Here is a 25230-nt window from a genome sequence, read left to right as displayed (position 1 = left end):
CCCCTCATCGGCAGGCAGGCCGCCGTGAAGGATGGTGGCAGGCCTTGCGGCCCGCCCCCCGGGCGTCGCGGTCGAATGCGCCAGCAGACCGCGGCACCCGGGGCGGCTTGCGTCAGGCTCAGAAGGAGTGACGCACGCCGAACTCGTAGCCGGTCGAGCTCTTGGCCTGGTAGCCCACGCCGGTCAGGCCGGCAGGGATGGCGGGGGCCACGAAGGCGGGGCCGCCGACCGTGACGTTGGCGCCGTTCTTGTTCGTCACGCGCGAAACGGTGGCGTACAGGGCGGTGCGCTTGGACAGGTTGTGCTGGTATCCCAGGGCGAACTTGTTGGCTTCGCGCTTCTCGGGCTGGAACAGCGCCACGCTGTCGTTGTCGTAGCGCACGTTGGCATACGACGCGCGGATGATCCCGGCGCCCACGGGCACGCTCACGCCCAGCAGGTAGCCCTGCGTCTTCACCGTGGGACGCACGGTCAGCACGCCAGCCACGTAGTCGCGGGCCAGCAGTTCGCGGTCCAGCTCGCGTTGCGAGTACTCGCCGAAGAGCTTGGCGACGCCGAAGTCCCAGGTGGCGCCGAGGCTGAAGATCTTGTCCTTGAAGCGACGGTCGGTCAGCACGCTGATCGTGTCCTTGCCCTTGTTGGCGCCGTCCACGTTGTCCAGCTGGCCATAGGCCAGGGCCACGTCCAGCGGGCCGTTGGCGTAACCGACGCGGGCACCGGCATAGCGGCCCTCGTCGGAGTCGCGCTGGTTCAGGCCCAGGGGCGAGATGCTGGCGCGCTCGGCCATGCCATACATCACGTTGCCGTAGACGCCGGCCAGGCCGGCGGGCAGGTAGTACTGCAGCGCATTGCTGACCCGGCCGTGGCTGTAGGCCGAGGCGATGAGCGAACCGCCGACGCCCACGGCGCCGAAGGGATCGAAGGTGTCGTCGTTGACCTTGGCGGGCGAGTTGTCGCGACCCAGGCGCACTTCACCGAAGCTGCCGGCCAGGCTGACGGTGGAGCGGCGCTGGAAGTTGAGAGCGCCACTGGCGGCACCGGTGCCATCGTCGTTGTTGAGGGCACCTTCGAGCCAGAAGCTGGCGCTCAGGCCGTTGCCCAGGTCCTCGACGCCACGGAAACCCAGGCGGCTGGAGCTCAGGCCCGAATTGCGCAACTCGGTGCGGCTGGCCTCGACCGACTGCGGCAGCAGCGCGAGCGACGGGTTGACCAGCGTGGCCAGCGTGGGATTGGTCAGGACCAGCTCACCCTTGTTGCTGGTGTGGCTGACGGCAGCGTCGAGCACACCGAACAGGGTGACCGTCGACTGCGCGGACGCGGCGCCACACACCACCATGGCGGCCAGTGCCGCGAGACTCTTTTTCATGCGTTGAACTCCAGATGAAGCGTTTTGCTTCTCTTGACGGAAGCGGTTGGAAGCGCCCAGAAGGCCTGGGCTGAACGCGAGTCTGCAACGCCAAAAAGTCTCCTAAATTACATGGTATTAACCCTCGATTTCAACGTCTTTTTTGCGAATTCATCGCCGCTTCACCCCTGTCTGACAGCAAACTGACCGGAGGTCGGGCCAGCCGGGCGTCACGCTCGCAGCGAATAGGACAGCGCCCAGAAGTGCTGCCACACGCGGTATTCGCTGATGCGCGCATAGGGCGCCACGGCCGACAGCAACGCGTCGCGGCTGGGAAAGTTCTTGAGCACGCGATGCACGGAGCCATCCGCCAGTCGCCGCAGCTGCCAGCTGTTGCCATCGCCGTCCTGCTCGGCGATGGGCGTGCTGCTGCCGGGCACGAAGAGGTTGTCGATGAACACCACCTGCGCGCCGGGCTTCAGCACGCGGTGCAGCCCCTGCAGGAAGGCGTCGATGCGGTCCAGCGGAATGTGCGACCACCAGAAGCCGGCGAAGGCAGCATCGAAGGCATGCGCCGCCACCGGCAACGCATAGGCGTCGCCCTGCAACCAACGCACAGGGGCATCGGGCAGGCGGCGCTCGGCGATGCGCAGCGTCTCCGCCGCGCCATCGAGCGCCACCACACCGGCCGTCGCCGCTGCGTAGAACTGCGTCCAGTAGCCTGTGCCGCAGGCCACCTCCAGCACATGGCGGCCGGCGAGCACGGTCGGCAGCCAGGCTTCCATCGCCCGAAGGTCGGCCTGCCGTTCGGGCTTGGCGTAGATGCGGTCGTATTCCGCGGCGCGGGCGGCGTAGTAGTCCTGCATGGCGTTGTCTCCTCGGATCGCGGAACGCCACGCCCGCGGGGCGCGGCGGCGCATTGTGCGGCGCGCTGGCTGACGGCTGACGGCATTCAGACACGCGCCTGCTGCGCCACCAGGTAGTCCACGAAGGACGCGATGCGTGCCGTCAGCGGCGTATTGCGGTAGTACACCGCCTGGATGGTCTGGCGCACCTCGCGCGTGTGCCGCGGCAGTACCGGCACAAGCCGTCCTTCGGCGACATCGCGCGCCGTCAGGAAGTCCGCCAAGCAGGCGATGCCCGCGCCTTCCAGCGCCAGCTGGCGCAGGGTCTCGCCGCTTGAAGCGGCCAAGGCGGGCTCGACGTGCAGTGGCTCGCCCTCGGCGTCGGCCACCGGCCATTCATTGAGGCTGCTGGGCGAGGTGAAGCCCAGCAGCGTGTGTCGCGCGAGTTCGGCCACGCGGCGTGGCGTGCCGGCCGCGGCCAGATAGTCCGGCGACGCCAGCAGCCGCAGCGCGCTGCTGCCCAGCGGCCGCGCATGCAGGGTCGAATCGCGCAGCCGCCCGATGCGGATGGCCACGTCCACGCGGTGTTCCAGCAGGTCGATGAGGCCGTCGTGGCTGTGCAGTTCCAGCGTCACCTCCGGGTAGCGGGCCCGGTAGCCGGCGACCAGCGGCACCACCACATGCAGCATGAAGGGCGAGGCCGCATCCACCCGCAGCCGGCCGGCGGGGCGCTCGCGGCGTGCGGCCATGTCCTCTTCGGCGGCATCGACGCTGGCCAGGATGGCGCGTGCCCGCGCCAGGAAGGCGGCGCCCTCCTCGGTCAGTTCCAGCCGGCGGGTGGTGCGGCGCATCAGTGTGGTGCCGAGCTTCTGCTCCAGCCGCGCCAGCGTGCGGCTGATGGCCGAGACGGTCATGCCCAACTGATCGGCCGCCCGCGACAGGGCGCCGGTGTCGACCACGGCGGCCAGGGTCTGCATCTCGTCCAGCGTCGTCTTCATTCTTGATTCCAGGTCAAAAGTGTTTGGTTTATAGACGGGTTTTTCGCAAGAGCGCGGGGGCGGAGACTGGCGGCCTTCCAACCTGTTCGACCTGTTCGACTGCTTGTGCGGCCCCGGCCGCGAGGTGCCTTCCATGCCTATTGCCCTGTTCGCGCTGACGCTCAGCGCCTTTGCCATCGGCACGACCGAGTTCGTGATCGTCGGCCTCATCCCCACCATTGCTGCCGACCTCGGCGTCACGTTGCCCTCGGCCGGTCTGCTGGTGAGCCTTTATGCCCTGGGCGTCGCCGTCGGCGCGCCGCTGCTCACCGCGCTGACCGGCCGACTGCCGCGCAAGGCGCTGCTGCTGGGGCTGATGGTGCTATTCACGCTCGGCAACCTGGTGGCCTGGCGCGCGCCCGGTTACGAGTCGCTGATCGTGGCGCGCGTGCTGACTGGCCTGGCGCACGGTGTCTTCTTCTCCATCGGCTCGATCATCGCGGCCAGCGTGGTGCCGAAGGAGAAGGCGGCCAGCGCCATCGCCATCATGTTCACCGGCCTCACCGTGGCGCTGGTGACGGGCGTGCCGCTGGGCACGCTGATCGGCCAGCACCTGGGCTGGCGCGCCACCTTCCTGGCCGTGGCCGGGCTGGGCGTGGTCGCGGCGCTGGGCAGCGCGGTCTTCGTGCCACGCAACGTGCCGCACAGCCCACCGGCGGCCCTGCGCGACCAGTTGGCGGTGCTCGCCCAACCGCGGCTGCTGCTGGTCTATGCGATGACGGCGGTGGGCTATGGCGGCTCCTTCATCACCTTCACCTTCCTGGCGCCGCTGCTGCAACAGGTGACCGGCTTCTCGGCCAGCGCGGTCAGCGGCGTGATGCTGGCCTATGGCCTCTCGGTGGCCGTGGGCAACCTCTGGGGCGGCAAGCTGGCCGACCGGCTGGGGCCGGTGCCGGCGCTGCAGCGCATCTTCCTGGGCCTGGCCGCGGTGCTGGGCGTGCTGAGCCTGACGGCACCGCATCCGGTGCTGATGGTCGCCACGGTGCTGGCCTGGGGTGCGGTGGCCTTCGGCAATGTGCCGGGCCTGCAGGTCTATGTGGTGCAGCAGGCGCAGCGCTTCAGCCCCAAGGGCGCGGACGTGGCCTCGGGCCTGAACATCGCGGCCTTCAACCTGGGCATTGCCGGCGGCGCGGGGCTGGGCGGCCTGATCGTCGAGCGGCTGGGCCTGATCCACACCGCCTGGATCGGCGCGCTGGTGGTGCTGGGCGCCTGGGCGCTGACCACCTGGGCCGGCCGGCTGGACCGCCGCGATGCGCAAGGCCGCGGCGCAGCCCAAGTGACCCGCGACGACCGCGTCACCTGCTGACGGACAGCGCGGTAGTCGGCCGCCAGCCGCAGGTTGCGGTGGCCGCTACCGTTCATCCACCGATCCTTCCTTTCGTTCCACCCGAACATCCATCATGAGCATTCCTTCTCCCATTCCCGCTTTCGGCCTCGGCACCTTCCGCCTCAAGGGCCAGACCGTCATCGATTCCGTGCGCAACGCGCTGGACGTCGGCTACCGCGCCATCGACACCGCACAGATCTACGGCAACGAGGCCGAGATCGGCCAGGCCGTCGCCGAATCGGGCGTGCCCCGTTCTCAGCTCTTCCTCACCACCAAGGTCTGGGTCGACAAGCTGGGGGCCGACGCGCTGATCCCCAGCCTCAAGGACAGCCTGCAGAGGCTGCGCACCGAGCAGGTCGACCTGACGCTGATCCACTGGCCTTCGCCCGGCCGCGCCGTGCCGCTGCGCGAGACGCTGGAGGCGCTGGCCGAGGCGCAGCGACAGGGCCTGACGGCGCAGTTCGGCGTCTCCAACTTCACCATCGCGCTGCTGCAGCAGGCCATCGAGCTGGCCGGCAAGGGCGCCATCGCCACCAACCAGGTGGAGATCAGCCCCTATCTGCAGAACCGCAAGCTGGTCAACTACGCGCGCATGCAGGGCGTGCACCTCACCTCGTACATGACGCTGGCCTATGGCAAGGTCCTGAAGGAGCCGGCGCTGGCCGAGATCGCCCAGCGGCACGGCGCAACGCCCGCCCAGGTGGCGCTGGCCTGGGCATTGACGCAGGGCTTCTCGGTCATTCCGTCTTCCACCCGACGCGAGAACCTGGCGTCCAACCTGAAGGCGAAGGACCTGAAGCTCACCTCGGAGGACATGGCCGCCATCGCCGCGCTGGACCGCAACGAGCGCCTCGCCAACCCGGAAAACCTGGCGCCCGCCTGGGACTGACACCCCGCCGCACGCGCGGCTATGCTGCGCGCCACCCATGGACCTGCGCAGCCTCCGCTACTTCATCGCCGTGCTCGAAGCGGGCAGCCTCTCGCGCGCGGCGGCCTCGCTCTACATCGCGCAGCCGGCGCTGACGGCGCAGATCAAGAAGCTGGAGGCCGAGCTCGACACGCAGTTGCTGGAGCGCTCGCATGCCGGCGTCACGCCCACCTCCGCCGGCCTGCAGCTCTACGAAGACGCGCGCCGCCTGCTGTCGGACGCCGACGCCATGCGCGGCCGCATCCGGCAACTGCCCCAGGGTCCGGAAGGCTCGGTGACCATCGCCCTGCCCTTCCTGCTCGCTTCGCTGCTGATGGGCCCGGTGCTGATGGCCCTGCGCGAGACGGCGCCGCGGGTGCGGGTCTTCGTGCTCGACGACCTGAGCCTGATGGTCAAGAAGGCCATGCTGGACCGCCGCGCCGACCTGGGCGTGCTGGTCGATACGCCGGCCGTCGACGGCCTGGAGTGCCGGCCGCTGGCACGCGAGGCCATGTTCGTCTGCGGCCAGGACGCTGACGGCCAAGTGGGCGCGCTGCTGCGGCCCTCCGCCTCCAAGGGCCAGCGCAAGGCCGGCACGCCGCCCGGCCGCCCCACGCTGGACTTCGACCATGCCGCCCGCCTGCCGCTGGTGCTGCAGTCGCGCCGTTTCTCGATCCGCCGCAGCGTGGAAGAAGCCGCGGCCGCGCGGGGCACCACGCTGCACATCGTCCACGAGCACGACTCCGCACGCGTGATCCGCTCGCTCTACCTGCATGGCGCGGGCTTCACCTTCACGCCGGCCTGCGCGCTGCACGATGCGCCGCCGGCCCGCGCCGACTGGGTCGTCGCCCGCGTGGTGCAGCCCGAACTGGTGCGGACCTACAGCCTCGCCCTGCCTGCTGGACGGGTGCGCGATGCCGCCACCCAGGCCGTGATGGAGGCCCTGCTGGGCCAGTCGCGCCGGCTGATCGACGAAGGCGCCTGGGAAGCCGAGTGGCTGCACCGCGACCGGCCCTGAACGGCGACGCGCGCCCGCCTGCCCGCGGCGGGAGGCCATCACTTGCATTGATGCCCCGGCATCAGCAAACGGTATTTCCGCGATGACCGGCCTTCTGGAACAGTGACCGACACCGCCGCAGGACACGCAGTCCGTGCGGCAGCCGGTCGAGATTCCAGGAGACAGCCATCAACAACGCCAGCCCTTCCACGCCCGTCGTCCGTCCGGTGACGAACGTGGCCACCCTCGTCGCCCGCAGCGCCCGCGCCCATGCGCGGCAGGTCGCGGTCCGCAGCGCCGATCGCAGCCTGACCTATGCCGAGCTGGAGCAGCGCGCCTGCCGCCTCGCCAACGCCCTGCTCGGCCTGGGCCTGTCGCGCGGCGACCGCGTCGGCATCTACCTGCCCAACTGCCCTGAGATCGTGGAACTGGAGCTGGCCTGCTACAAGGCCGCGCTGGTCAAGGCGCCCTTCAATGCGCGCCTGTCGCCGGCGGAGGTCGGCGAGGTCGCGGCCAACAGCGAGGCCACGCTGATCGTCACCACCGCCGAGCGGGCCGAGGCCATCCGCCCGCACCTGCGCGGCACGCCGCGGCTGGTGCTGCTGGACGCGCCCGGCGACGAAGGCTACGAAGGCCTACTGGCCCGCGCCAGCGACCGCTTCGACGCGGTGCCGGTGCATGCCGACGAACTCGCCGTGCTTCACTACACCTCGGGCAGCTCGGGCGTGCTCAAGGCCGCCATGCAGACCTTCGGCAACAGGCTGGCCCAACTGCGCAAGTTCCTCATCCGCAGCGAAGGCATGCGCAGCGGACATTCGCTGGGGCTGGTGGGACCGATCACCCATGCCTCGGGCATGCAGATCGTGCCCGCGCTGTGCAGCGGTGTGACCATCCGCATCTTCAACGGCTTCGAGCCCGCGCGCTTTCTCGCCGACATGAAGGCCGAGCGCATCACCCACACCTTCATGGTGCCGACCATGATCAACATGCTGCTGGCCGAGCTGGAAGGCCAATACCGGCCGCTTCCCGACCTGCAGCGGCTCGGGTACGGCGCCGCGCCCATGGCACCGGCACGCATCCTTCGCGCCATGGACGTGTTCGGTCCCGTGCTGTCGCAAGGCTATGGCGCGGGCGAGACGACTTCCGGCGTCTGCGCCCTCAGCACCGAGGACCACCTGCATGCCCGCGCCGCGCGGCCGGAGCGCCTGGCCTCCTGCGGCCGGCCCTTCCTGGAGTGCGACGTGCAGATCCTGGATGACGCGGGCCAGCCTGTGGCCATGGGCGAGATCGGCGAGATCGTGGTCGGTGGCGACGACGTGTTCGCCGGCTACTGGCGCGCGCCCGAGCTGACGGCCGAGGTACTCAAGAACGGCCGCTATCACACCGGCGACCTGGCCCGCATGGACGAGGACGGCTTCGTCTACATCGTGGACCGCAAGAAGGACATGGTCATCAGCGGCGGCTTCAACGTCTATCCCTCCGAAGTCGAGGCTGTGCTGTACCAGCACGAGGCGGTGCAGGACGCCTGCGTCTTCGCCATCCCCGACGACAAGTGGGGCGAGGCGGTGGCGGCGCATGTGGTGCTCAAGCCGGGCCGTCCGGCGGACGCGGCGCTGATCGACGCCTTCTGCAGCGCGCAGCTGGCCGGATTCAAGCGCCCACGGCACATCGAGTTCGTCGCTGCGCTGCCGCGCAACCCCAATGGCAAGGTCATGCGCCGCGCGGTGCAGGCGCCGTACTGGCAGGGCCAGTCGCGGATGGTCAATTGAAAAGGCAGACGCCATGACGAACACCACCCTGTCCGCCCCGCTGTTCCGCGGCCCCTTCGAGGGCAGCGAACGCGCCGCCGCGCTCATCGCGCGTATCCAGGATTTTCTGAACGGCGAGTTGGCCGCCCTGGCGAGCGAACACCAGCTCGACCACGAGCACAGCCCCGACCGCGCGCTGCTGCGCCAGGTCTGGCGCCGCTCGCACGAGCGGGGCTTCTACGGTCTCACCCTGCCCGAGCAGCTGGGCGGCCTCGGCCTGTCGGTGCTGGACCATGTGCTGGTCAAGGAAGCCATCTACGCCACCGGCTCGCCCTTCGCGCCGCACGTGCTGGGCGAGCTGAGCGGTCCGCCGCGCGTGGGCGCGCTGGTGCGCCATGCGACGCCGCAGCAGATGGCCCAGTTCATCCTGCCCGTGGCGCAGGCCGAGATGGCGATCTGCTTCGCCCTCACCGAGGCCGAGGCCGGATCCGACGCCGGCGCGGTGCAGACGCGTGCGGTGCGCGACGGCGACGACTACGTCCTCACCGGCCGCAAGCGCTTCATCTCGGGCTCGCCCTTCGCCGATGCGGCCGTGCTGATGGCCTCGACCGCGCCCGAAGACAGCGAGCAGCGCGAGGTGACGGCCTTCTTCGTCGACCTGCGCTCGCCGGGCGTGCGGGTCGAGTCCAACTACAAGACCATGGCCGGCCAGAGCAGCACCGGCGACATCGTGCTCGAGGGCTGCCGCGTGCCGGCCGGCCAGCGCATCGGCGAGCCGGGTCGCGGCTTGGCCCTGGCGCTGGGTCGCATCACGGTCAACCGGCTGCTGCATTGCCCAGCGATGGTGGGCCTGGCCCAGGTGGCGCTGCGCGATGCCCGCGACTACGCGATGCAGCGCAGGCAGTTCGGCCGTGCCATCGCGCAGTTCCAGGCCATCCAGCACATGCTGGCCGAGGCCGCCACCGAACTCGCCGCGGCACGCGCGCTGATGATCGCCACCGCCCGCCAGCTCGACGCCGGCGGCGATGCACGGGCCGAGGCCTCGATGGCCAAACTGTTCTGCTCGGAGACCGCCTTCCGCGTCGCCGACAAGGCGGTGCAGGTGCACGGTGGCGAGGGCATCGTGCAGGGCCGTCGCGTGGAGTTCCTGTTCCGCATGCTGCGCATGTACCGGGTGCTCACCGGCACCAGCGAGATCCAAAAGAACACCATCGCCAAGGAGTTGCTCGCGCCCGACACCGCCGCCTGACGCCCGACGCCCGGCCGGCGCCGTGGACGCCGGCTTTCGAAAGAATCACAAAAGGAGACAAGCAGGATGACCGACATGAACCGCCGCCGTCTGGTGGGGGCTGGCCTCGCCGCCGCCCTCGCGCCCCTGGCGGCACCACTCGCCCGCGCCGCCGAGCCCTACCCCAGCCGGCCCATCAAATGGGTGCTGCCCTACCTGGCCGGCACGGGCCCGGACAACACCGCACGCATCCTGGCCGAGGCGGTCGGCCCGATCCTGGGCCAGAGCGTGGTCATCGAGAACCGCGGCGGCGCGGGCGGCAACATCGGCGCCAAGCTGGTGGCCCGCGCACCGGCCGATGGCTACACCTGGATCTATTCGGCCGCGCCCATGGCGGCCAACATGTTCATGTACAAGAGCCCAGGCTTCGACGCGCTGAAGGACTTCCGCCACATCATGCGGCTGACCAGCGCCGACGTGGTGCTGATCGTGAATGCCGACTCGGACATCCGCAGCGTGGACGACCTCGTGCGGCAGATCCGCGCCCGGCCCGGCAAGGTGGAGTACGCGTCGGGCGGCGTGGGCACGCCTTCGCACCTGGGGGTGGAGATGTTCCTCGACGCGATCAAGGGCAGCGCGCTGCACGTGCCCTACAAGGGCGCGTCGGAGCTGTGCACCGCGGTGCTCGGCAATCAGGTGGTGTTCGGCGCGCCCATCCTGGCCGTGGCCTATCCGCAGATCCAGGCGGGTCGACTGCGTGCGCTGGCGGTGACCGGTCCGCGCCGCAATGCGGTGCTGCCGCAGGTGCCGACGCTGGCGGAGGCCGGCGTTCCCGGCGTGGAGCTGACCTCGTGGGGCGGCATCTCGGTCCCCGCAGGCACGCCCGATGCGGTGGTCGAAAAGATCCAGTCGGCCTTCGTGCAGGCACTCAAGCAGCCCCGCGTGATCGCCGCGCTGCAGGAACAAGGCGGCCAGGTGGACATCCAGGAAGGCAGCGCCTATGTCGATGGCTTCAAGCGCGAGATGCGCTCGACGCAGGCCATGATGAAGAAGGTCGGACTGGAGCCGCTCTGACAGCTGCCAAGGGGCTCCACAGGCGCACCGATTCGAATCATGCGGCCGCGGAGCAGGCCATGCCAGGGCACCCGCGGAACTGGCTTCGCCAGGCCGCGGGGTGCGCCCCCTCCAAGCCGAAGGCGCGAGAGAGGGGGAGCCGCGAAGCGGCATGGGGGTGCTTTTCAGTTCAGCGCGACGGATCGATCAGCACCTTCGCGCCCGTGTTGCGCGCGCCGTAGAAGGCGATGGCATCGGCGCTCAGTGCGCCCGCCAGCGACACGGTCCGCGCGTAGTGGCTGGCGAAGGTGGTCTTGAGTTCGGCCGCCACGCGCGCGCGCAGCGCCTGCGCCGCGGATTCGCCGATCTTCTGCAGGAAGGGAAAGAGCAGCCAGCCACCCACGCCCCAGGCCATGCCGAAGCTGCGGTGGATCTCGGTGGGCCGCGTGTCCAGGCCACCGTACAGATAGACCTGCTTGTGCACCGACGAGCCGTAGCGGCTGTATTCGCTCGGCGTGCGGCGCGCGATCGACGCTTCCATGCACTGCAGGATCTGGCCCGCCAGCGTGCCACCGCCCGTGGCGTCGAAACCGATGGTGGCACCGGTGACCACCAGCGCGTCCGTCAACTGGGCCATGAAGTCGGGCGCGCTGCTGTCGCACACATGCATCGCGCCCTGCCCGCGCAGCAGCGCCGCCTGCTCGGGCTTGCGCACGATGTTCACCAGGCCGATCCCGTCCTTCAGGCAGATCCGGTTGAGCATCTGGCCAAGGTTGCTGGCAGCGGCCGTGTGCACGAGCGCCGTGTGGCCCTCGCGCCTCATGGTCTCAACCATGCTGAGCGACGTCAGCGGGTTGACGAAGCAGGAGGCGCCGTCCACTGCCGTCGTATCCTCGGGCAGCACGAGGCACTGGGCCGCCACCATGGTGCGGTACTGGGCATACATGGCGCCGCCGATCACGGCCACGGTGCGGCCCAGCAATGCCTGGGCGGTCGGCGACGCGCCCGCCGCAATGACGAGGCCTGCCCCCTCGTTGCCGACGGGCAGGCTCTGGCCCACGCGTGCCGCCATGGCGGGCATGGCGCGCTCGGGGATACGGGCCGTCACCACCGGCCGCTCGGCAGTGCCTGACACCTGGACGGTGGACAGATCGGCAGGACCGAGCAGCAGGCCGATGTCGGACGGATTGATCGGCGTGGCCTGCACACGGATCAGCACTTCGTCCGCGGCGGGCTGCGGAACGGGCACCGGCTCCAGACTGATCTGCAGCGTGCCATCGGCCTGGACGAGCGAGCGCAATTGCAGCGCGGTGGCGGGAAGGGATTCGGGCATGGGCGTCTCCGGTGAATGAAGGCAGGCGCCGCGCACGGGTACTGTGCGGCGGACCGGCCCATTGTGGGTGCCGCTGGCGGGCGGCACTGTCGCAGGGCCATCAACCGATCCGTCGCAGGCCTGTCGGCCGCCATCCGGCTTGCACCGACGCCCAAAAAACAGAAGGGGCCCGAAGGCCCCTTCTGCAGTGGATTGCATGCGCGCTCAGGCCGTCTCGTGCGCCGCCGGCAATGCGGCGGCTCCGTTCTTCTGCTTCTTCGTCTTGATGAAGAAGCCGATGGTCTGCCATGCGATGAACACCCCGATCAGCGACAGCAGCGTGCCGCTGATGGGCCGGTCGAAGAAGATGCCGAAGCTGCCGCGGCTCAGCAGCAGCGTGCGGCGGAAGTTCTCTTCCAGCATCGGGCCCAGGATGAAGCCCAGCATCAGCGGCGCGGCATCCAGGTCGAACTTCATGAACAGGAAGCCCAGCAGGCCGAAGGCGGCGGTGATGTACAGGTCTTCGAGGTTGTTGTTGACGCTGTACGTGCCAATGCAACAGAAGAACAGGATGCCCGGGAAGAGCACGGCGTACGGGATCTTGAACACCGACAGCCAGTAGCGCACCAGCGGCACGTTCAGGATGATCAGGAAGCAGTTGCCGACCCACATCGAGGCGACCAGGCCCCAGAACAGTTCCGGGTGGCCGGCGATCATGTTCGGGCCGGGCTGGATGCCCTTGATGATGAAGGCGGCCATCATCAGCGCCATCACGGCGTTCTCGGGGATGCCGATGGACATCAGCGGGATGAAGCTGGTGCGGGCGGCGGCTTCGTCGGCAGCAGCTTGGCCGGCCACGCCTTCGATACAGCCGGTGCCGATCTCGTGCTTGTACTTGCTGACCTTCTTGTCGATGGCGTAGGCCGCGAACTGGGCAATGGCCGGGCCGCCGCCAGGCAGGATGCCCAGGAAGGAGCCGATCACGCTGCCGCGCAGGGCGCTGGGGATGATCCGCTTGAACTCTTCCCAGGTGGGCATCAGGTGGATCTTGCCGTTGAAGGGCGAGCGCTCTTCACCGCTGTCGAGGTTCTTGGTGATTTCGGCAATGCCGAAGCAGCCCAGCGCGATGCTGACCAGGCCCACGCCGTCGGCGAGGAAGGGCAGGTCCATGGTGTAGCGCTGAACGCCGCTGTTGACGTCGGTGCCGATCTGGCCGAGCAGCACGCCGATCAGGCACATGGCCAGGCCGTTGAGCAGGCTGCCGGTGGTCACGAAGCTCACGCAGACGAAGCCCACCATCATCAGCGCGCAGTAGTCCGCGGGGCCGAACAGGAAGGCCACCTCGCCCAGCTTGGGCGCCAGGAAGGTCAGCACCACGATGGCCACGGTGCCGCCGATGAAGCTGGAGAAGCCGGCGGTGAACAGCGCCAGGCCCGTCTTGCCCTTGAGCGTCATCGCGTAGCCGTCGATACAGGCCACGATCGAGCTCGCATGCGGGATCTTCATCGTGATCGCCGACACGCTGTCGCCGTACTGCGCCCCGTAGTAGATGCCGGCCAGCATGATCAGCGCGCCGGTGGTGTCGATGGAGTACGTCAGCGGCAGCAGCAGGCTGATGGTGGCCAGCGGGCCCAGGCCGGGCAGCAGGCCGACCAGGGTGCCGACCACGCAGCCGATGGCGCAGTACATCAGGTTGTGGATGGTCAGCGCGTGCTCGAAGCCGAACGCCAGGTTATGGAGAGCTTCCATGGTGTGCAGGCTCCGATCAGTACAGGGGAAGGTTCAGGCCCAGCAGCTTCTGGAAGCCGAAGGCGAAACCCACGAGCACCACCGCCACCTTGACGTTGCGTACCCAGGAATACTTGCCGCTGGCCGCCAGCGAGGCGATGAACACCATGACGACGATGCCCACGGTCATGTTCACGTAGGTGGACACGAGCGCGAAGGTGCACAGGCTGGCCAGGATGATCGCGATGTTCTTGAAGTTGACCGACATCGGGATCGGCTTGACGAAGCGCGAGCGGATCACGGTGATGATCCCGATGGCCAGCAGCATGCCGCTGACCATGGCCGGGAACAGGCCCGGGCCGGCGTGCGCGAAGCTGCCGATCTGGTAGTTGAAGGCCGGCACGCCGAACAGCAGTGCAAGCGCGATGAGGAACAAGCCTCGGTTGAGGTTGCGATCGTTCATAAGGGGAGGCGAAGCGTCGTCATGTTGATGTTGTGGATCGGTTGGTCCCTCTCGCGCCGGGGGATCCGGCGGGGTGCCAATGTCTCCTTTGCAGCCGCAGCTGCTGGGGCGGAGGGGATGCTCCGGCTGCCACACTGATCGGAATCTGACCGACCGCAGAGGGGAATTACGTACCGGAGGGCTCTGGCGTCGCGCAGGCGTCGCATCGGTGACTTTTCCTCCGGGTTAACACGAAGAAGCGGCTACGCAAATACACGTATGCGCCCGTTTTCCCGGGCGTCGCCGGGTCATCGACGGCGACCGAAATACCCATGAAAAAAGCCGCCCGAAGGCGGCCTCTGGAACATGGGCGCGCGGCCTTTCGTCCGTTCAGCCGGGGGGCTGCGTCAGATCGTCGAGTGCCTGCTCGAAGTCGGCCTCGGCCGCCAGCCGGCGCATGGGCGGCAGCGCGGCGAGCAGGCGGCGGCCGTAGCCCATGGACACCAGGCGCGTGTCGCACACGACCAGCACGCCACGGTCGCTTTCACGCCGGATGAGCCGGCCCGCGCCCTGCTTGAGCGCCACGGCCGCCTCGGGGATGGAGTAGTCGCCGAAGCCGCTGCGGCCCTGCGACTCCAGCCGGCGCGTGCGCGCCTCCACCAGCGGATCGCCCGGCGGCGGGAACGGCAGCTTGTCGATCACCACCAGTTGCAGCACATCGCCCGGCGCGTCGAAGCCTTCCCAGAACGAGGCGGAGGCGACCAGCACGCAACCGGTCGCGCCCGCGTCTGCGCCCGCGCGGAAGCGCTCCATCAGCACGCGCTTGGGCCATTCGCCCTGCACCAGCACATCGACATCGCTGCCGGCCGCGCGCAGGCGGTCGCGCAGGCCGTCGCCGATGCTGCGCAAGGCACGCAGCGTGGTCGTCAGCACCAGCGTGCGACCGCCAAGGCGCAGCACGCCCTTGGCGGCCAGCGCCGCCACGGCGTCCGGATGGCCCGCATCGGCCGGCCGGGGAAACTGCCGCGGCACATAGAGCGCGGCCTGCTGCGCGTAATCGAAAGGGCTGGCCACGCGCAGCACCTGCGCTTCGTCCAGGCCGCACGGCTCGGTGAACCAGCGCAGTTGCGGGTCGTCCCCCAGTGTGGCCGAGGTGAAGATCCAGGCACGGCTGCGCGACTCGTCGCCCTGCTCCTGCGGCGACGGCGCCGGGCGGTCGGCCTTGAGCACGCGTTTGCGCACCGCATCGGCGATGTCCAGCGGCGACTGCACGAGTCGAAGCTGGGTGCCGATGTCCACCCAGCGCACCGCATCGGGCGGGCACGGTTCGGTCAGCAGGCCGGCGCGCTCGACCAGCAGGCCGGCGCGCTCGGCCAGGCGGACGAAATCGGGGGAAAGCTCGCTGACCGTGTCCAGCGCGACAGCGGCGTCTTCCGCGGCGCGGCGCAGGGTGTCCAGGCCGCCCTGCCACTGGGTGGCGCCGATGCCTTCGGGGGCGGCGCCGTTCCAGCGCAGCTTGGCGCCGGGCCAGCCCTTGCCGGCCACCATGCGCAACTCGCGCGCGGCATGCTCCAGCTTGCCGGCCACGTCCTGCCAGTCGGTCAGACCGCGGGCCTGCTGCAACCCGGCGGCGAGCAGGTCGCGCGCAAAGTCCAGCACCTGCCCGGTGCCCAGTTGCAGGCCCAGGAACTGCACGCCCGTCTCGTTGAGCTGGTGCGCCTCGTCGAAGATCACCACGCGCACGCTGGGCAGCAGCTCGGCCATGCCCGACTCGCGCACCGCGAGGTCGGCAAAGAACAGGTGGTGGTTGATGACCACCACGTCCGCCGCCAGCGCTTCGCGCCGGGCCAGGTTGACGTGGCAGGCCTTGAACTGCGGGCACTGCTGGCCCAGGCAGTTGTCGCGGGTGGAGGTGACCAGCGGAATGACCGGCGATCGCTCGTCCAGGCCCGGCAGCTCGGCCAGGTCGCCGGTGCGCGTGGTGAGCGCCCAGCGCTCGACCTTGGCCAGCGCATGGGCCATGCCCCGCTCGCCGCCGGCGTCATGCCGGGCCTGGGCCATGCGGTGCAGGCAGAGGTAGCTGCCTCGCCCCTTGAGCAAGGCGGTGCGCAGCGGCAGGTTGAGGGCCTCCAGCAGGCGTGGCACGTCGCGCCCGAAGAGCTGGTCCTGCAAGGCCTTGGTGGCGGTCGACAGCAGCACCCGCTCGCCGCTCAGCAAGGCCGGCACAAGGTACGAGAAGGTCTTGCCCACGCCGGTGCCGGCCTCCACCACCAGCTGCCCTCCTTCGGCCACGGTGTGGGCGATGGCCAGCGCCATCTGCGTCTGGCCGTCGCGCACCCGGAACTGGTCCGCCGCCTGCGACAAGGCCCCGCCGTCGGCGAAGACATCCATCACCTCGTCAGCGAGCGCCATCTAGCCCTTCCTCCCGGTCGACGGGTGCCTGGGCGTCGCTCCTGGCAGACACAAGCTTTCGACAAAGGAGAAACTGTGAATTGTGTTTAACGGTGTCACTGGATCGCTCGATAATGGGTGTCAGACAGCCACATAGCCTTCTCGTTGGCGCGCCGCGGCGCCGACCGCGCCAATGCCTCACACCGGTTTCCGATTGTCCGCTGCCACGGGTCTCCACCAGGGAGACCGGCCTTACCAACAGGATCAGGTCGCCCTGATCGGGCATCCCCAGCGCCCGGGCTGCCTTCTCGCGGTGGTCGCCGACGGCATGGGCGGCCGCAGCGGCGGCCGCAAGGCCTCGGAGCAGGTCATCATGACCGCGCAGCAGCTGTTCGCCCGCTATGCACCGGGCACGGACGATCCGGACCGGCTGCTGCGCCAGCTGGTCGACGAAGCCCACACTGTGATCCGGCTGACCGCCCTGTCGAGCGAACAGGAGCCGCACAGCACCGTGGCGGCCTTCCTGCTCGACCCCGACGGCCGGGGCGCCTGGATCCACGCCGGCGATTCGCGCATCTACCTGTTCCGCCGCGGCCGCCTGGTGCGCCGCACGCGCGACCATTCCTATGTCGAGGTGCTGGTGCAGCGCGGCGAGCTGGACGAGGACGAGGCCTTGCGCCATCCGAAGGCCAACATCCTCGTGGGCTGCCTCGGCATGCAATCCACCCTGCCGCCGATGGACCTCGAGGCCATTGATGGCGTCCAGCCCGGCGATGCGTTGATGGCCTGCTCTGACGGGCTCTGGCACTACTTCACGCCCGAGGAGTTCGGAGCAGTCATCGCGCGATACCCGGCCCGCGCAGCGGCCGAGATGCTGGTGAACGAGGCGCGCCGCCGCGCTGGCGGGGCGGGCGACAACCTGTCGCTGATCCTGGTGAAGGTGGAGGACCTGCCCGGCAAGCCGGCCGCGCCCTCCTTCGCCGCGCTCGACGCGTTCATGGACAGCAGCCCGCAGCGCTGAGGACGGCCGCCGATACGGCGGCTTCAGCCGCTCGCCGCCAAACTGGCGGCTCGCCCTGGGACCTGGTGGCTTTGCCTGCTGGGCAGGCGCAGCCACATCGCGCCGGCGCCAGCGCGGATTCAGGGCTTGGCCGCCGGATCCGGCAGCGGCGCCGCCGGCGGCTTGGTGCGCGCGGCGTTGCGGCGCTGGGCGTCTGTGCGGCGCTGCTCGGCGTCGACCTGCCGACGCTCGTAGCGTTCGCGCTCCGCGGCATCCTGGGTGCGCCGCTGGGCCCGCTCGGCCGCCTTCTCGGCCTGTGCCTTCTGCCGGTCCTCGAACTGCTGCCGGCGCTGCGACGCCTGCGCGGCGGTGGCGGCCCGGCTGGCTGCATGGTCGGCGTTGCGCTGCTCTCGGTCCTGCTGAGCCTGTCGGTTCCGGTCGCGTTCCTGGGGCAGGTCGCGCGCAGGCGGGTTGGCCTGTTTGTCCTGGATGCGACGCAGGGCGTCTTCGCCTCGTTGGCGGCGCTCCGCATCATTGAGCACGGCTTCACGCCGCTTGAGCCCGTCCAGCGTCTCGCGGTGCAAACGGCTCTCGGCATTGAGGCAGTCATCGACGGCGAAGCGCTGGTAGCACTGGGCCCGGCGGGCCGAGTAGCGCACCTCTTCGGCCTTGCGCTCGACGCCGATGCGCTCGCGTTCGTCCGCCGCCTGTCCCGAACCGGGCGCAGCCACCGACACGGCGGATTGGGCCAACACGGCGCCCGCGGACACGGCGACCAGCATCAGCGTGGCAAGGCGAAGGGAAAAGCTCATGTGAGGCGGGTGTCCACGGTACGGCGCTCCAGCGCCAGGAACTCGGCCGACTGCATTTCGTTCAGTCGCGAGACGGTGCGTGGAAACTCGTGCGCCAGCGGCCCTTCGGTGTAGAGCTGCTCAGGCGGCACCGCGGCCGAGAGCACGAGCTTCACCCGTCGATCGTAGAACACGTCCACCAGCCAGGTGAACCGGCGCGCTTCCGAGGCCATGCGCACCGGCATCTCGGGCACGTCGGACAGCAGCACGGTGTGGAACTGGCTGGCAATCTCCAGGTAGTCGTTCATCGAGCGCGGGCCGCCGCACAGCGTGCGGAAGTCGAACCACACCACGCCGCCGGCACGACGCCGGGCGCGGATCTCGCGCTTCTCGATGTTGAGCACCGGGGTGTCGTCGCCCTTCTCCGCCAGCTTGTCGAAGATCTTGCGCAGCTCCTTCTCGGAGCCGCTGTCGTTGGGCGTGATGTAGAGGCGCACCTGCTCCAGCGTGCGGCGCCGGTAGTCGGTGCCGTTGTCCACGTTGATGACCTCCAGCCGGGCGTTGAGCAGGTCGATGGCCGGCAGGATGCGGTCGCGGTGCAGCCCGTCCGGATAAAGGTCGTCAGGCTTGAAATTGGAGGTGGTCACGAAGCCCACCCCGTTGTCGAACATGGCCACCAGCAGGCGATGCAGGATCATCGCGTCGGTGATGTCGGCGACGTGGAACTCGTCGAAGCAGATCAGCTTGAAGCGCTTGGCGATGCGCTTGCCCAGCTCGTCGAGCGGGTTCTGGATGCCCTGCAGGTCCGCCAGTTCGCGGTGCACCTCGCGCATGAACTCATGGAAGTGCAGGCGCGTCTTGCGGTTGATGGGCACCGCATTGAAGAAGCAGTCCATCAGGAAGCTCTTGCCGCGCCCGACGCCACCATACATGTAGACACCGCGCGGAACGTCCGGGCGGTGGATCAGCTTCTTGAAGGCGTTAGAACGCTGGGCCTTGTACTCGGCCCACTCGCGGGCGCAGCGGTCCAGCGCGTCGACCGCGCGCAGTTGCGCGGGATCGGCGCTGTAGCCGCGGCCCTTGAGTTCGGCCTCGTAGGCCTCCTTGACGGACGGGAGGGCCAACTCAGAAGTTCAGCGTACGCTTGTCGACGGCCAGCGCGGCTTCCTTGGTCGCTTCGGACAGCGACGGGTGCGCATGGCAGATGCGGGCGATGTCCTCGGCCGAGGCCTTGAACTCCATCGCAACCACGGCTTCGGAGATCAGCTCGCTGGCCATCGGGCCCACGATGTGCACGCCCAGGATCTCGTCGGTGGTGGCATCGGCCAGGAACTTGACCATGCCCGTCGTGTCGCCCAGCGCGCGTGCGCGGCCGTTCGCCAGGAAGGGGAAGGTGCCGGCCTTGTACTTCACGCCGTCGGCCTTGAGCTGCTGCTCGGTGCGGCCGACCCACGCGATCTCGGGGCTGGTGTAGATGACCCAGGGAATGGTGTTGAAGTTGACGTGCCCATGCTGGCCAGCGATGCGCTCGGCCACGGCCACGCCCTCTTCTTCCGCCTTGTGCGCCAGCATCGGGCCGCGCACCACGTCGCCCACGGCCCACACGTTGGGCAGGCTGGTCTTGCACTCGTCGTCCACCACGATGGCGCCGCGGTCGTCCAGCTTGAGGCCCACGGCCTCGGCATTCAGGCCGATGGTGTTGGGCACACGGCCGATGGAGACGATCAGCTTGTCGGCTTCCAGCTTCTTGGCCTCGCCCTTGGCGTCGGTGTAGTCGATGCTCACGCCGGCCTTGGTCTTGGCGACCTCGCCTACCTTCACGCCCAGCTCGACCTTCAGGCCCTGCTTGTCGAAGGCCTTCTTGGCCTCCTTGGCGATCTGCTCGTCCACGGCGCCCAGGAAGGTCGGCAAGCCTTCCAGGATGGTGACGTCCGCACCCAGGCGGCGCCACACCGAGCCCATCTCCAGGCCGATCACGCCGGAGCCGATCAGCGCCAGCTTCTTGGGCACGGCACCGACGCGCAGCGCGCCGTCGTTGGAGAGCACGGTCTCTTCGTCGAAGGGCACGCCGGGCAGCTGGCGGGCGTTGGAGCCCGTGGCCACGATGATGTGCTTGCCGACCAGGGTCTCTTCGGCGGCGCCGGCGACCTTGATCTCATAGCCGCCCTCGGCTGCCTTCACGAAGGAGCCGCGGCCGTGGAAGAAGCTGACCTTGTTCTTCTTGAACAGGTACAGGATGCCGTCGTTGTTCTGCTTCACCACGCCGTCCTTGCGGGCCAGCATCTTGGCCACGTCCATCTTGACGTCGGAGGCCGTGATGCCGTGCTCGGCGAAGTGCTTGTTGGCGTGCTCGAAATGCTCGGAGGACTGCAGCAGGGCCTTGGAGGGGATGCAGCCCACGTTCGTGCAGGTGCCGCCCGGCGCCGGGCCGCCCTTGCCGTTCTTCCACTCGTCGATGCAGGCGGTGTTGAAGCCCAGCTGGGCCGCGCGGATGGCGGCGATGTAGCCGCCGGGGCCACCGCCAATGACGATGACGTCGAATTGCTTGGACATGATGTTCTTTCGTTCGGATCGACTCACCAACGTGCGCCCACACCAGGGCAAGCGCAGCGAAGCCCGCTCGCATGCACCCGCGGAACCGGCTTTGCCGGGCCGCCGGGTGCGCCCCCTTGAGGGGGGATTCGGCTACACGCAGTGAGCAAGAAACGGGGGTGGGTCAAATATCGAACAGCAGGCGCGAGGGATCTTCCAGCGCTTCCTTCATCGCGACCAGGCCCAGCACGGCCTCGCGGCCGTCGATGATGCGGTGGTCGTAGCTCATCGCCAGGTAGTTCATCGGGCGCACCACGATCTGGCCGTTCTCGACCACGGCGCGGTCCTTGGTGGCGTGCACGCCCAGGATGGCCGACTGGGGCGGGTTGATGATGGGCGTCGAGAGCATCGAACCGAAGGTGCCGCCGTTGGAGATGGAGAAGGTGCCACCGGTCATCTCATCGATGGACAGCTTGCCTTCCTGGGCCTTCTTGCCGAACTCGGCGATCTTCTTCTCGATGTCGGCGAAGCTCATCTGGTCGGCATTGCGCAGGATCGGCACCACCAGGCCGCGCGGCGAGCCGACGGCGATGCCGATGTCGAAGTAGCCGTGGTAGATGATGTCGTTGCCGTCGACCGAAGCGTTGAGCACCGGGTACTTCTTGAGGGCGTGCACGGCCGCCTTGACGAAGAAGCTCATGAAGCCCAGCTTGGTGCCGTGCTCCTTGGTGAAGGCGTCCTGGAACTTCTTGCGCAGGTCCATCACCGGGGCCATGTTCACCTCGTTGAAGGTGGTCAGGATGGCGTTGGTGGACTGCGACTGCAGCAGGCGCTCGGCGATGCGGGCGCGCAGGCGACTCATGGGCACGCGCTCTTCGGGGCGGTCGCCCAGGTTGGCGGCGGTGGGCGCGGCGACCTGCGGCAGCGCGGTCTTGGGCGCGCCGGTCGGGATCTGAACGGCGGGTGCCTTGGCGGCGGTGGCACCACCGGCCACGGCCGACAGCACGTCGCCCTTGGTCACGCGGCCGTCCTTGCCGGAGCCGGCGACGTCGCTGGTCTTCAGGCCGTTGTCGGCCAGCAGCTTGGCGGCGGCAGGCATGGCCACGTCGGACTTGGCACCGCCCGTGGCGGCCGGTGCAGCAGCGGCGGGGGCCGAAGCAGCGGGCGCCGGTGCGGCGGCAGCCGGTGCGGGGGCGGCGGCGCCGGCCTTGCCTTCGGTGTCGATCTTGGCGATCAGTTGGTCGGCGACGACGGTGGCACCGTCGGCCTGCACGATCTCGGCCAGCACACCGGACGCGGGCGCCGGCACTTCGAGCACGACCTTGTCGGTCTCGATCTCGATCAGGATTTCATCGGCCGTGACGGCTTCGCCGGCCTTCTTCTTCCACTGCAGCATCGTGGCTTCGGCCACGGACTCGGACAACTGGGGAACCTTGACTTCAACGATGGACATTTTTATGGACTCTGCTTATTCGAGGGAAACACGCCCGCGAACGACAAAAAAATGGGGCGCGCAAGAACAGGAGGCCGGCGCAACGCACCGGCCTCCGTGGCGGGGACTTACTTGGTCAGGACGAAGCCCTTGAGCTTGCCGAAGGCACCGTCGACGAGGGCCTTCTGCTGCTCCTGGTGCAGGTGGGCGTAACCCACTGCAGGCGAGGCCGAGGCGGCGCGGCCGGAGTAGCCCAGCTTCTGGCCGTCGAGCATGTTCTCGTGGATGTAGTGCTGCACGAAGAACCAGGCACCCTGGTTCTGGGGCTCGTCCTGGCACCACACGATGTCTGCCGCATTGGGGTACTTCTTGACCTCGGCCGCGAAAGCCTTGTGCGGGAACGGGTACAGCTGCTCGACGCGGATGATGGCCACGTCGTCGGCGCCCTTCTCTTCGCGCTTCTTGGCCAGGTCATAGTAGACCTTGCCCGAGCAGGCGACGATGCGCTTGACCTTGTCGGCCTTCAGTTCCTTGACGTCCGGGATGACCGTCTGGAAGCCGCCCTTGATGAACTCCGACACCGGCGAGGTCGCGTCCTTGTTACGCAGCAGCGACTTCGGGGTCATGATGACCAGCGGCTTGCGCAGGTTGCGCACCATCTGGCGGCGCAGCAGGTGGAAGATCTGGCTGGCCGTCGTGGGCTGCACCACCTGGATATTGGTGTCGGCCGACAGCTGCATGAAGCGCTCCAGGCGGGCCGAGCTGTGCTCGGGGCCCTGGCCTTCGTAGCCGTGCGGCAGCATCAGCGTCAGACCGTTCAGACGGCCCCACTTCACCTCGCCGGATGCGATGAACTGGTCGATCACCACCTGGGCGCCGTTGGCGAAGTCGCCGAACTGGGCTTCCCAGATCACCAGGGTGTTCGGGTCGTTGGACGCGTAGCCGTATTCGAAGCCCAGCACTGCCTCTTCGGACAGGATGGAGTCGATGACCACGAACGGGGCCTGGTTCTCGGCCACGTTCTGCAGAGGCACATAGGTGCCGGTGTCCCACTTCTCGCGGTTCTGGTCGTGCAGCACGGCGTGGCGGTGGGTGAAGGTACCGCGACCGCAGTCCTCGCCCGACAGGCGCACCGGGTAGCCGCTGGCCACCAGGGATGCAAAGGCCATGTGCTCGCCCATGCCCCAGTCGACGTTGACGTCACCGCGGCCCATGGCGGCGCGGTCGTCCAGCACCTTCTTGACCAGCGGATGCACCGTGAAGCCCTCGGGCACCGTGGTGATCTTCTCGGCCAGACGCTTCCATTCGGCGAGCGGCAGCGCGGTCTCGGCGGCGTCCGTCCACTTCTTGTTGGAGAAGGCGCTCCAGTCCACCGCGTACTTGCGCTTGAAGTCGGTCAGGACCGGATCGACCGTGTTCTTGCCGGCGTCGAAGGCGGCGCGCTGCGCCTTGACCATGTCGTCGCCCAGCGTCTCGCCCAGGCCCTGGGCCGCCAGCTTGTCGGCGTACAGCTTGCGCGTGCCGGGGTGGGCAGCGATCTTCTTGTACATCAGCGGCTGGGTGAGCGAGGGCGTGTCCTGCTCGTTGTGGCCCAGCTTGCGGAAGCAGATGATGTCGACAACGACATCTTTGTTGAACTCCTGGCGGTATTCCAGGGCCAGCTGCATGCACAGCACCACCGCTTCGGGATCGTCGCCGTTCACGTGCAGCACGGGCGCCTCGATCATCTTGACGACGTCGGTGCAGTAGAGCGTGGAGCGGCTGTCGCGCGGATCGGAGGTGGTGAAGCCGATCTGGTTGTTGATGACGATGTGGATCGTGCCGCCGGTGTAGTAGCCGCGGGTTTCGGCCAGGGCCAGCGTTTCCATGATGACGCCCTGGCCTGCGAAGGCCGCGTCACCGTGCACGAGCACGGGCAGCACCGAGGCGCCGCGCTTGTCGCCGCGACGGTCCATGCGTGCGCGCACCGAGCCTTCGACCACCGGGTTCACGATTTCCAGGTGCGAGGGGTTGAAGGCCAGGCTCAGGTGCATCGGGCCGCTGGGCGTGGTCACGTCCGAGCTGAAGCCCTGGTGGTACTTCACGTCGCCGCTGGGCAGGTCTTCGGGGGCCGTGTGGTCGAACTCGGCGAACAGGTCCTTGGGCGCCTTGCCCAGGGTGTTGACCAGCACGTTCAGACGGCCGCGGTGCGCCATGCCGATCACGATTTCCTGCACGCCCTTGGCGCCGGAGCCGTTAACCAGCTCGTCCATGGCCACGATGAAGCTTTCGCCGCCTTCCAGCGAAAAGCGCTTCTGGCCGACGTACTTGGTGTGCAGGAAGCGCTCCAGGCCTTCGGCGGCCGTCAGGCGCTCGAGCACATGCTTCTTCTTCTCGGCGCTGAGCTTGGGGTTGGTGCGTGCGGCTTCGAGCTTCTGCTGCCACCAGCGCTTCTGCGCCTGGTCGGTCATGTACATGTACTCGACGCCGATGGTGCCGCAGTACGTTTCGCGCAGAGCGTTCAGCAGATCGCGCAGCGACATGGTGTCGCGGCCGAAGAAGGTGTTGCTGGTGTTGAAGACCGTCTCGAGGTCGGCGTCGGCGAAGCCGTAGAACGACGGCTCCAGTTCGGGGATGGCCGGGCGCTCGGCGCGCTGCAGCGGATCCAGGTTGGCCCAGCGGGCGCCGACGTTGCGGTAGGCGGCGATCAGCTGCTGGACGGCCGTGCGCTTGCGACCCAGCTCGGAGTCGGCGCCGCTGGCCTCGACGACGCGGGTGCCGCCCTGCTTGGCGCGCTCGGCGAAGGCATTGATGACAGGTTGATGCGGAACATCGCGGGAATCGCTTCCGTCCGACGCCGGCACGTGCTGGAGTGCATCAAAGTACGAGCGCCAGTTGTCGGGCACGCTGCCGGGGTTGGCGAGATAGTTCTCGTACATCTCTTCGACATAGGGCGCATTGCCGCCGAAGAGGTAACTGTTGCCTTGATAGGCGTTGTAGATGGACGCGGGGGAATCGCTCATGTTCCGCTGACCTCCGCTTCCCTTGGGGAAGCATTAGCTGGTTAAGAAAACCTTCCGCGACACGGCTGAACCGGATGGCGGATGCGACTGTGGCTGGGGAAGGGCCTGAGTAC

At 68.5% G+C, this 25230-nt stretch carries 19 protein-coding genes; 7 read left to right on the top strand and 12 right to left on the bottom strand.

Annotated elements, in window-relative coordinates; genetic code table 11:
- Positions 1-118: 118 nt before the first annotated feature.
- From DFR41_RS22485 to DFR41_RS22475, 3 genes are all read right to left on the bottom strand, one after another.
- Positions 119-1366, bottom strand: coding sequence for a porin (locus DFR41_RS22485; protein ID WP_114804360.1), 1248 nt, complete (start codon positions 1364-1366; stop codon positions 119-121).
- Between the two features lie 209 nt (positions 1367-1575).
- Positions 1576-2211: a class I SAM-dependent methyltransferase gene (locus tag DFR41_RS22480; RefSeq protein ID WP_114804359.1), complete on the bottom strand. Its 636-nt coding sequence runs from the start codon at positions 2209-2211 to the stop codon at positions 1576-1578.
- A gap of 86 nt (positions 2212-2297) precedes the next feature.
- On the bottom strand, positions 2298-3188 hold the full coding sequence (locus DFR41_RS22475) for a LysR family transcriptional regulator (RefSeq protein ID WP_114804358.1): 891 nt from the start codon (positions 3186-3188) through the stop codon (positions 2298-2300).
- Positions 3189-3321: 133 nt separating this feature from the next.
- Between DFR41_RS22475 and DFR41_RS22470 the strand changes: the two genes are divergently transcribed.
- The 6 genes from DFR41_RS22470 to DFR41_RS22445 all read left to right on the top strand — a co-directional run bounded on the left by DFR41_RS22470 (position 3322) and on the right by DFR41_RS22445 (position 10508).
- The gene (locus tag DFR41_RS22470) at positions 3322-4533 is read left to right on the top strand and encodes an MFS transporter (protein ID WP_114804382.1); all 1212 of its coding nucleotides are present in this window, start codon (positions 3322-3324) and stop codon (positions 4531-4533) included.
- Between the two features lie 94 nt (positions 4534-4627).
- The gene (gene dkgB, locus DFR41_RS22465) at positions 4628-5443 is read left to right on the top strand and encodes a 2,5-didehydrogluconate reductase DkgB (RefSeq protein WP_114804357.1); all 816 of its coding nucleotides are present in this window, start codon (positions 4628-4630) and stop codon (positions 5441-5443) included.
- Positions 5444-5480: 37 nt separating this feature from the next.
- Positions 5481-6479, top strand: a complete 999-nt coding sequence (locus DFR41_RS22460; protein WP_114804356.1) for a LysR family transcriptional regulator — start codon at positions 5481-5483, stop codon at positions 6477-6479.
- Positions 6480-6685: 206 nt separating this feature from the next.
- Complete coding sequence (locus DFR41_RS22455) at positions 6686-8227, top strand: AMP-binding protein (protein WP_244917838.1); 1542 nt, start codon at positions 6686-6688, stop codon at positions 8225-8227.
- Between the two features lie 13 nt (positions 8228-8240).
- Positions 8241-9455, top strand: a complete 1215-nt coding sequence (locus DFR41_RS22450; RefSeq protein WP_114804354.1) for an acyl-CoA dehydrogenase family protein — start codon at positions 8241-8243, stop codon at positions 9453-9455.
- Positions 9456-9521: 66 nt separating this feature from the next.
- The gene (locus DFR41_RS22445; RefSeq protein ID WP_114804353.1) at positions 9522-10508 is read left to right on the top strand and encodes a tripartite tricarboxylate transporter substrate binding protein; all 987 of its coding nucleotides are present in this window, start codon (positions 9522-9524) and stop codon (positions 10506-10508) included.
- Between the two features lie 169 nt (positions 10509-10677).
- On the opposite strand, the gene DFR41_RS22440 is transcribed toward DFR41_RS22445, so the two are convergent.
- From DFR41_RS22440 to yoaA, 4 genes are all read right to left on the bottom strand, one after another.
- Positions 10678-11820 (bottom strand): zinc-binding dehydrogenase, encoded by a 1143-nt coding sequence (locus DFR41_RS22440; RefSeq protein ID WP_114804352.1) that lies wholly within the window; start codon positions 11818-11820, stop codon positions 10678-10680.
- Between the two features lie 204 nt (positions 11821-12024).
- Positions 12025-13548 (bottom strand): tripartite tricarboxylate transporter permease, encoded by a 1524-nt coding sequence (locus DFR41_RS22435; RefSeq protein WP_017757692.1) that lies wholly within the window; start codon positions 13546-13548, stop codon positions 12025-12027.
- Between the two features lie 16 nt (positions 13549-13564).
- Positions 13565-13990: a tripartite tricarboxylate transporter TctB family protein gene (locus DFR41_RS22430; RefSeq protein ID WP_114804351.1), complete on the bottom strand. Its 426-nt coding sequence runs from the start codon at positions 13988-13990 to the stop codon at positions 13565-13567.
- 369 nt (positions 13991-14359) lie between these two features.
- Positions 14360-16381, bottom strand: coding sequence for a DNA repair helicase YoaA (gene yoaA, locus DFR41_RS22425; RefSeq protein ID WP_114804350.1), 2022 nt, complete (start codon positions 16379-16381; stop codon positions 14360-14362).
- A gap of 172 nt (positions 16382-16553) precedes the next feature.
- Between yoaA and DFR41_RS22420 the strand changes: the two genes are divergently transcribed.
- On the top strand, positions 16554-17381 hold the full coding sequence (locus DFR41_RS22420) for a PP2C family protein-serine/threonine phosphatase (protein ID WP_081682030.1): 828 nt from the start codon (positions 16554-16556) through the stop codon (positions 17379-17381).
- Between the two features lie 119 nt (positions 17382-17500).
- Here the strand turns inward: DFR41_RS22420 and DFR41_RS22415 are convergent, their stop codons facing one another.
- The 5 genes from DFR41_RS22415 to DFR41_RS22395 all read right to left on the bottom strand — a co-directional run bounded on the left by DFR41_RS22415 (position 17501) and on the right by DFR41_RS22395 (position 25117).
- Positions 17501-18172, bottom strand: coding sequence for a hypothetical protein (locus tag DFR41_RS22415; protein WP_114804349.1), 672 nt, complete (start codon positions 18170-18172; stop codon positions 17501-17503).
- Entirely contained in the window at positions 18169-19275 is a 1107-nt protein-coding gene (gene zapE / locus DFR41_RS22410; protein ID WP_114804348.1) for a cell division protein ZapE, read from the bottom strand. Before zapE ends, DFR41_RS22415 begins: the two co-directional genes overlap by 4 nt.
- Position 19276: 1 nt before the next feature.
- Positions 19277-20704 (bottom strand): dihydrolipoyl dehydrogenase, encoded by a 1428-nt coding sequence (lpdA, locus tag DFR41_RS22405; protein WP_114804347.1) that lies wholly within the window; start codon positions 20702-20704, stop codon positions 19277-19279.
- Positions 20705-20867: 163 nt separating this feature from the next.
- A complete protein-coding gene (gene odhB, locus DFR41_RS22400) occupies positions 20868-22136 on the bottom strand; it encodes a 2-oxoglutarate dehydrogenase complex dihydrolipoyllysine-residue succinyltransferase (RefSeq protein WP_114804346.1) in 1269 nt (422 codons plus the stop codon).
- Between the two features lie 107 nt (positions 22137-22243).
- Positions 22244-25117 carry a 2-oxoglutarate dehydrogenase E1 component gene (locus DFR41_RS22395; RefSeq protein WP_114804345.1) on the bottom strand — a complete coding sequence of 958 codons (2874 nt, stop codon included), beginning with the start codon at positions 25115-25117 and terminating at the stop codon, positions 22244-22246.
- Between the last annotated feature and the right edge of the window lie 113 nt (positions 25118-25230).

Origin of the sequence: Pseudacidovorax intermedius (genome assembly GCF_003350475.1) — a bacterium.
Taxonomy (GTDB): domain Bacteria; phylum Pseudomonadota; class Gammaproteobacteria; order Burkholderiales; family Burkholderiaceae_C; genus Xenophilus; species Xenophilus intermedius.
This window is presented reverse-complemented; position numbering and strand designations above follow the sequence as displayed.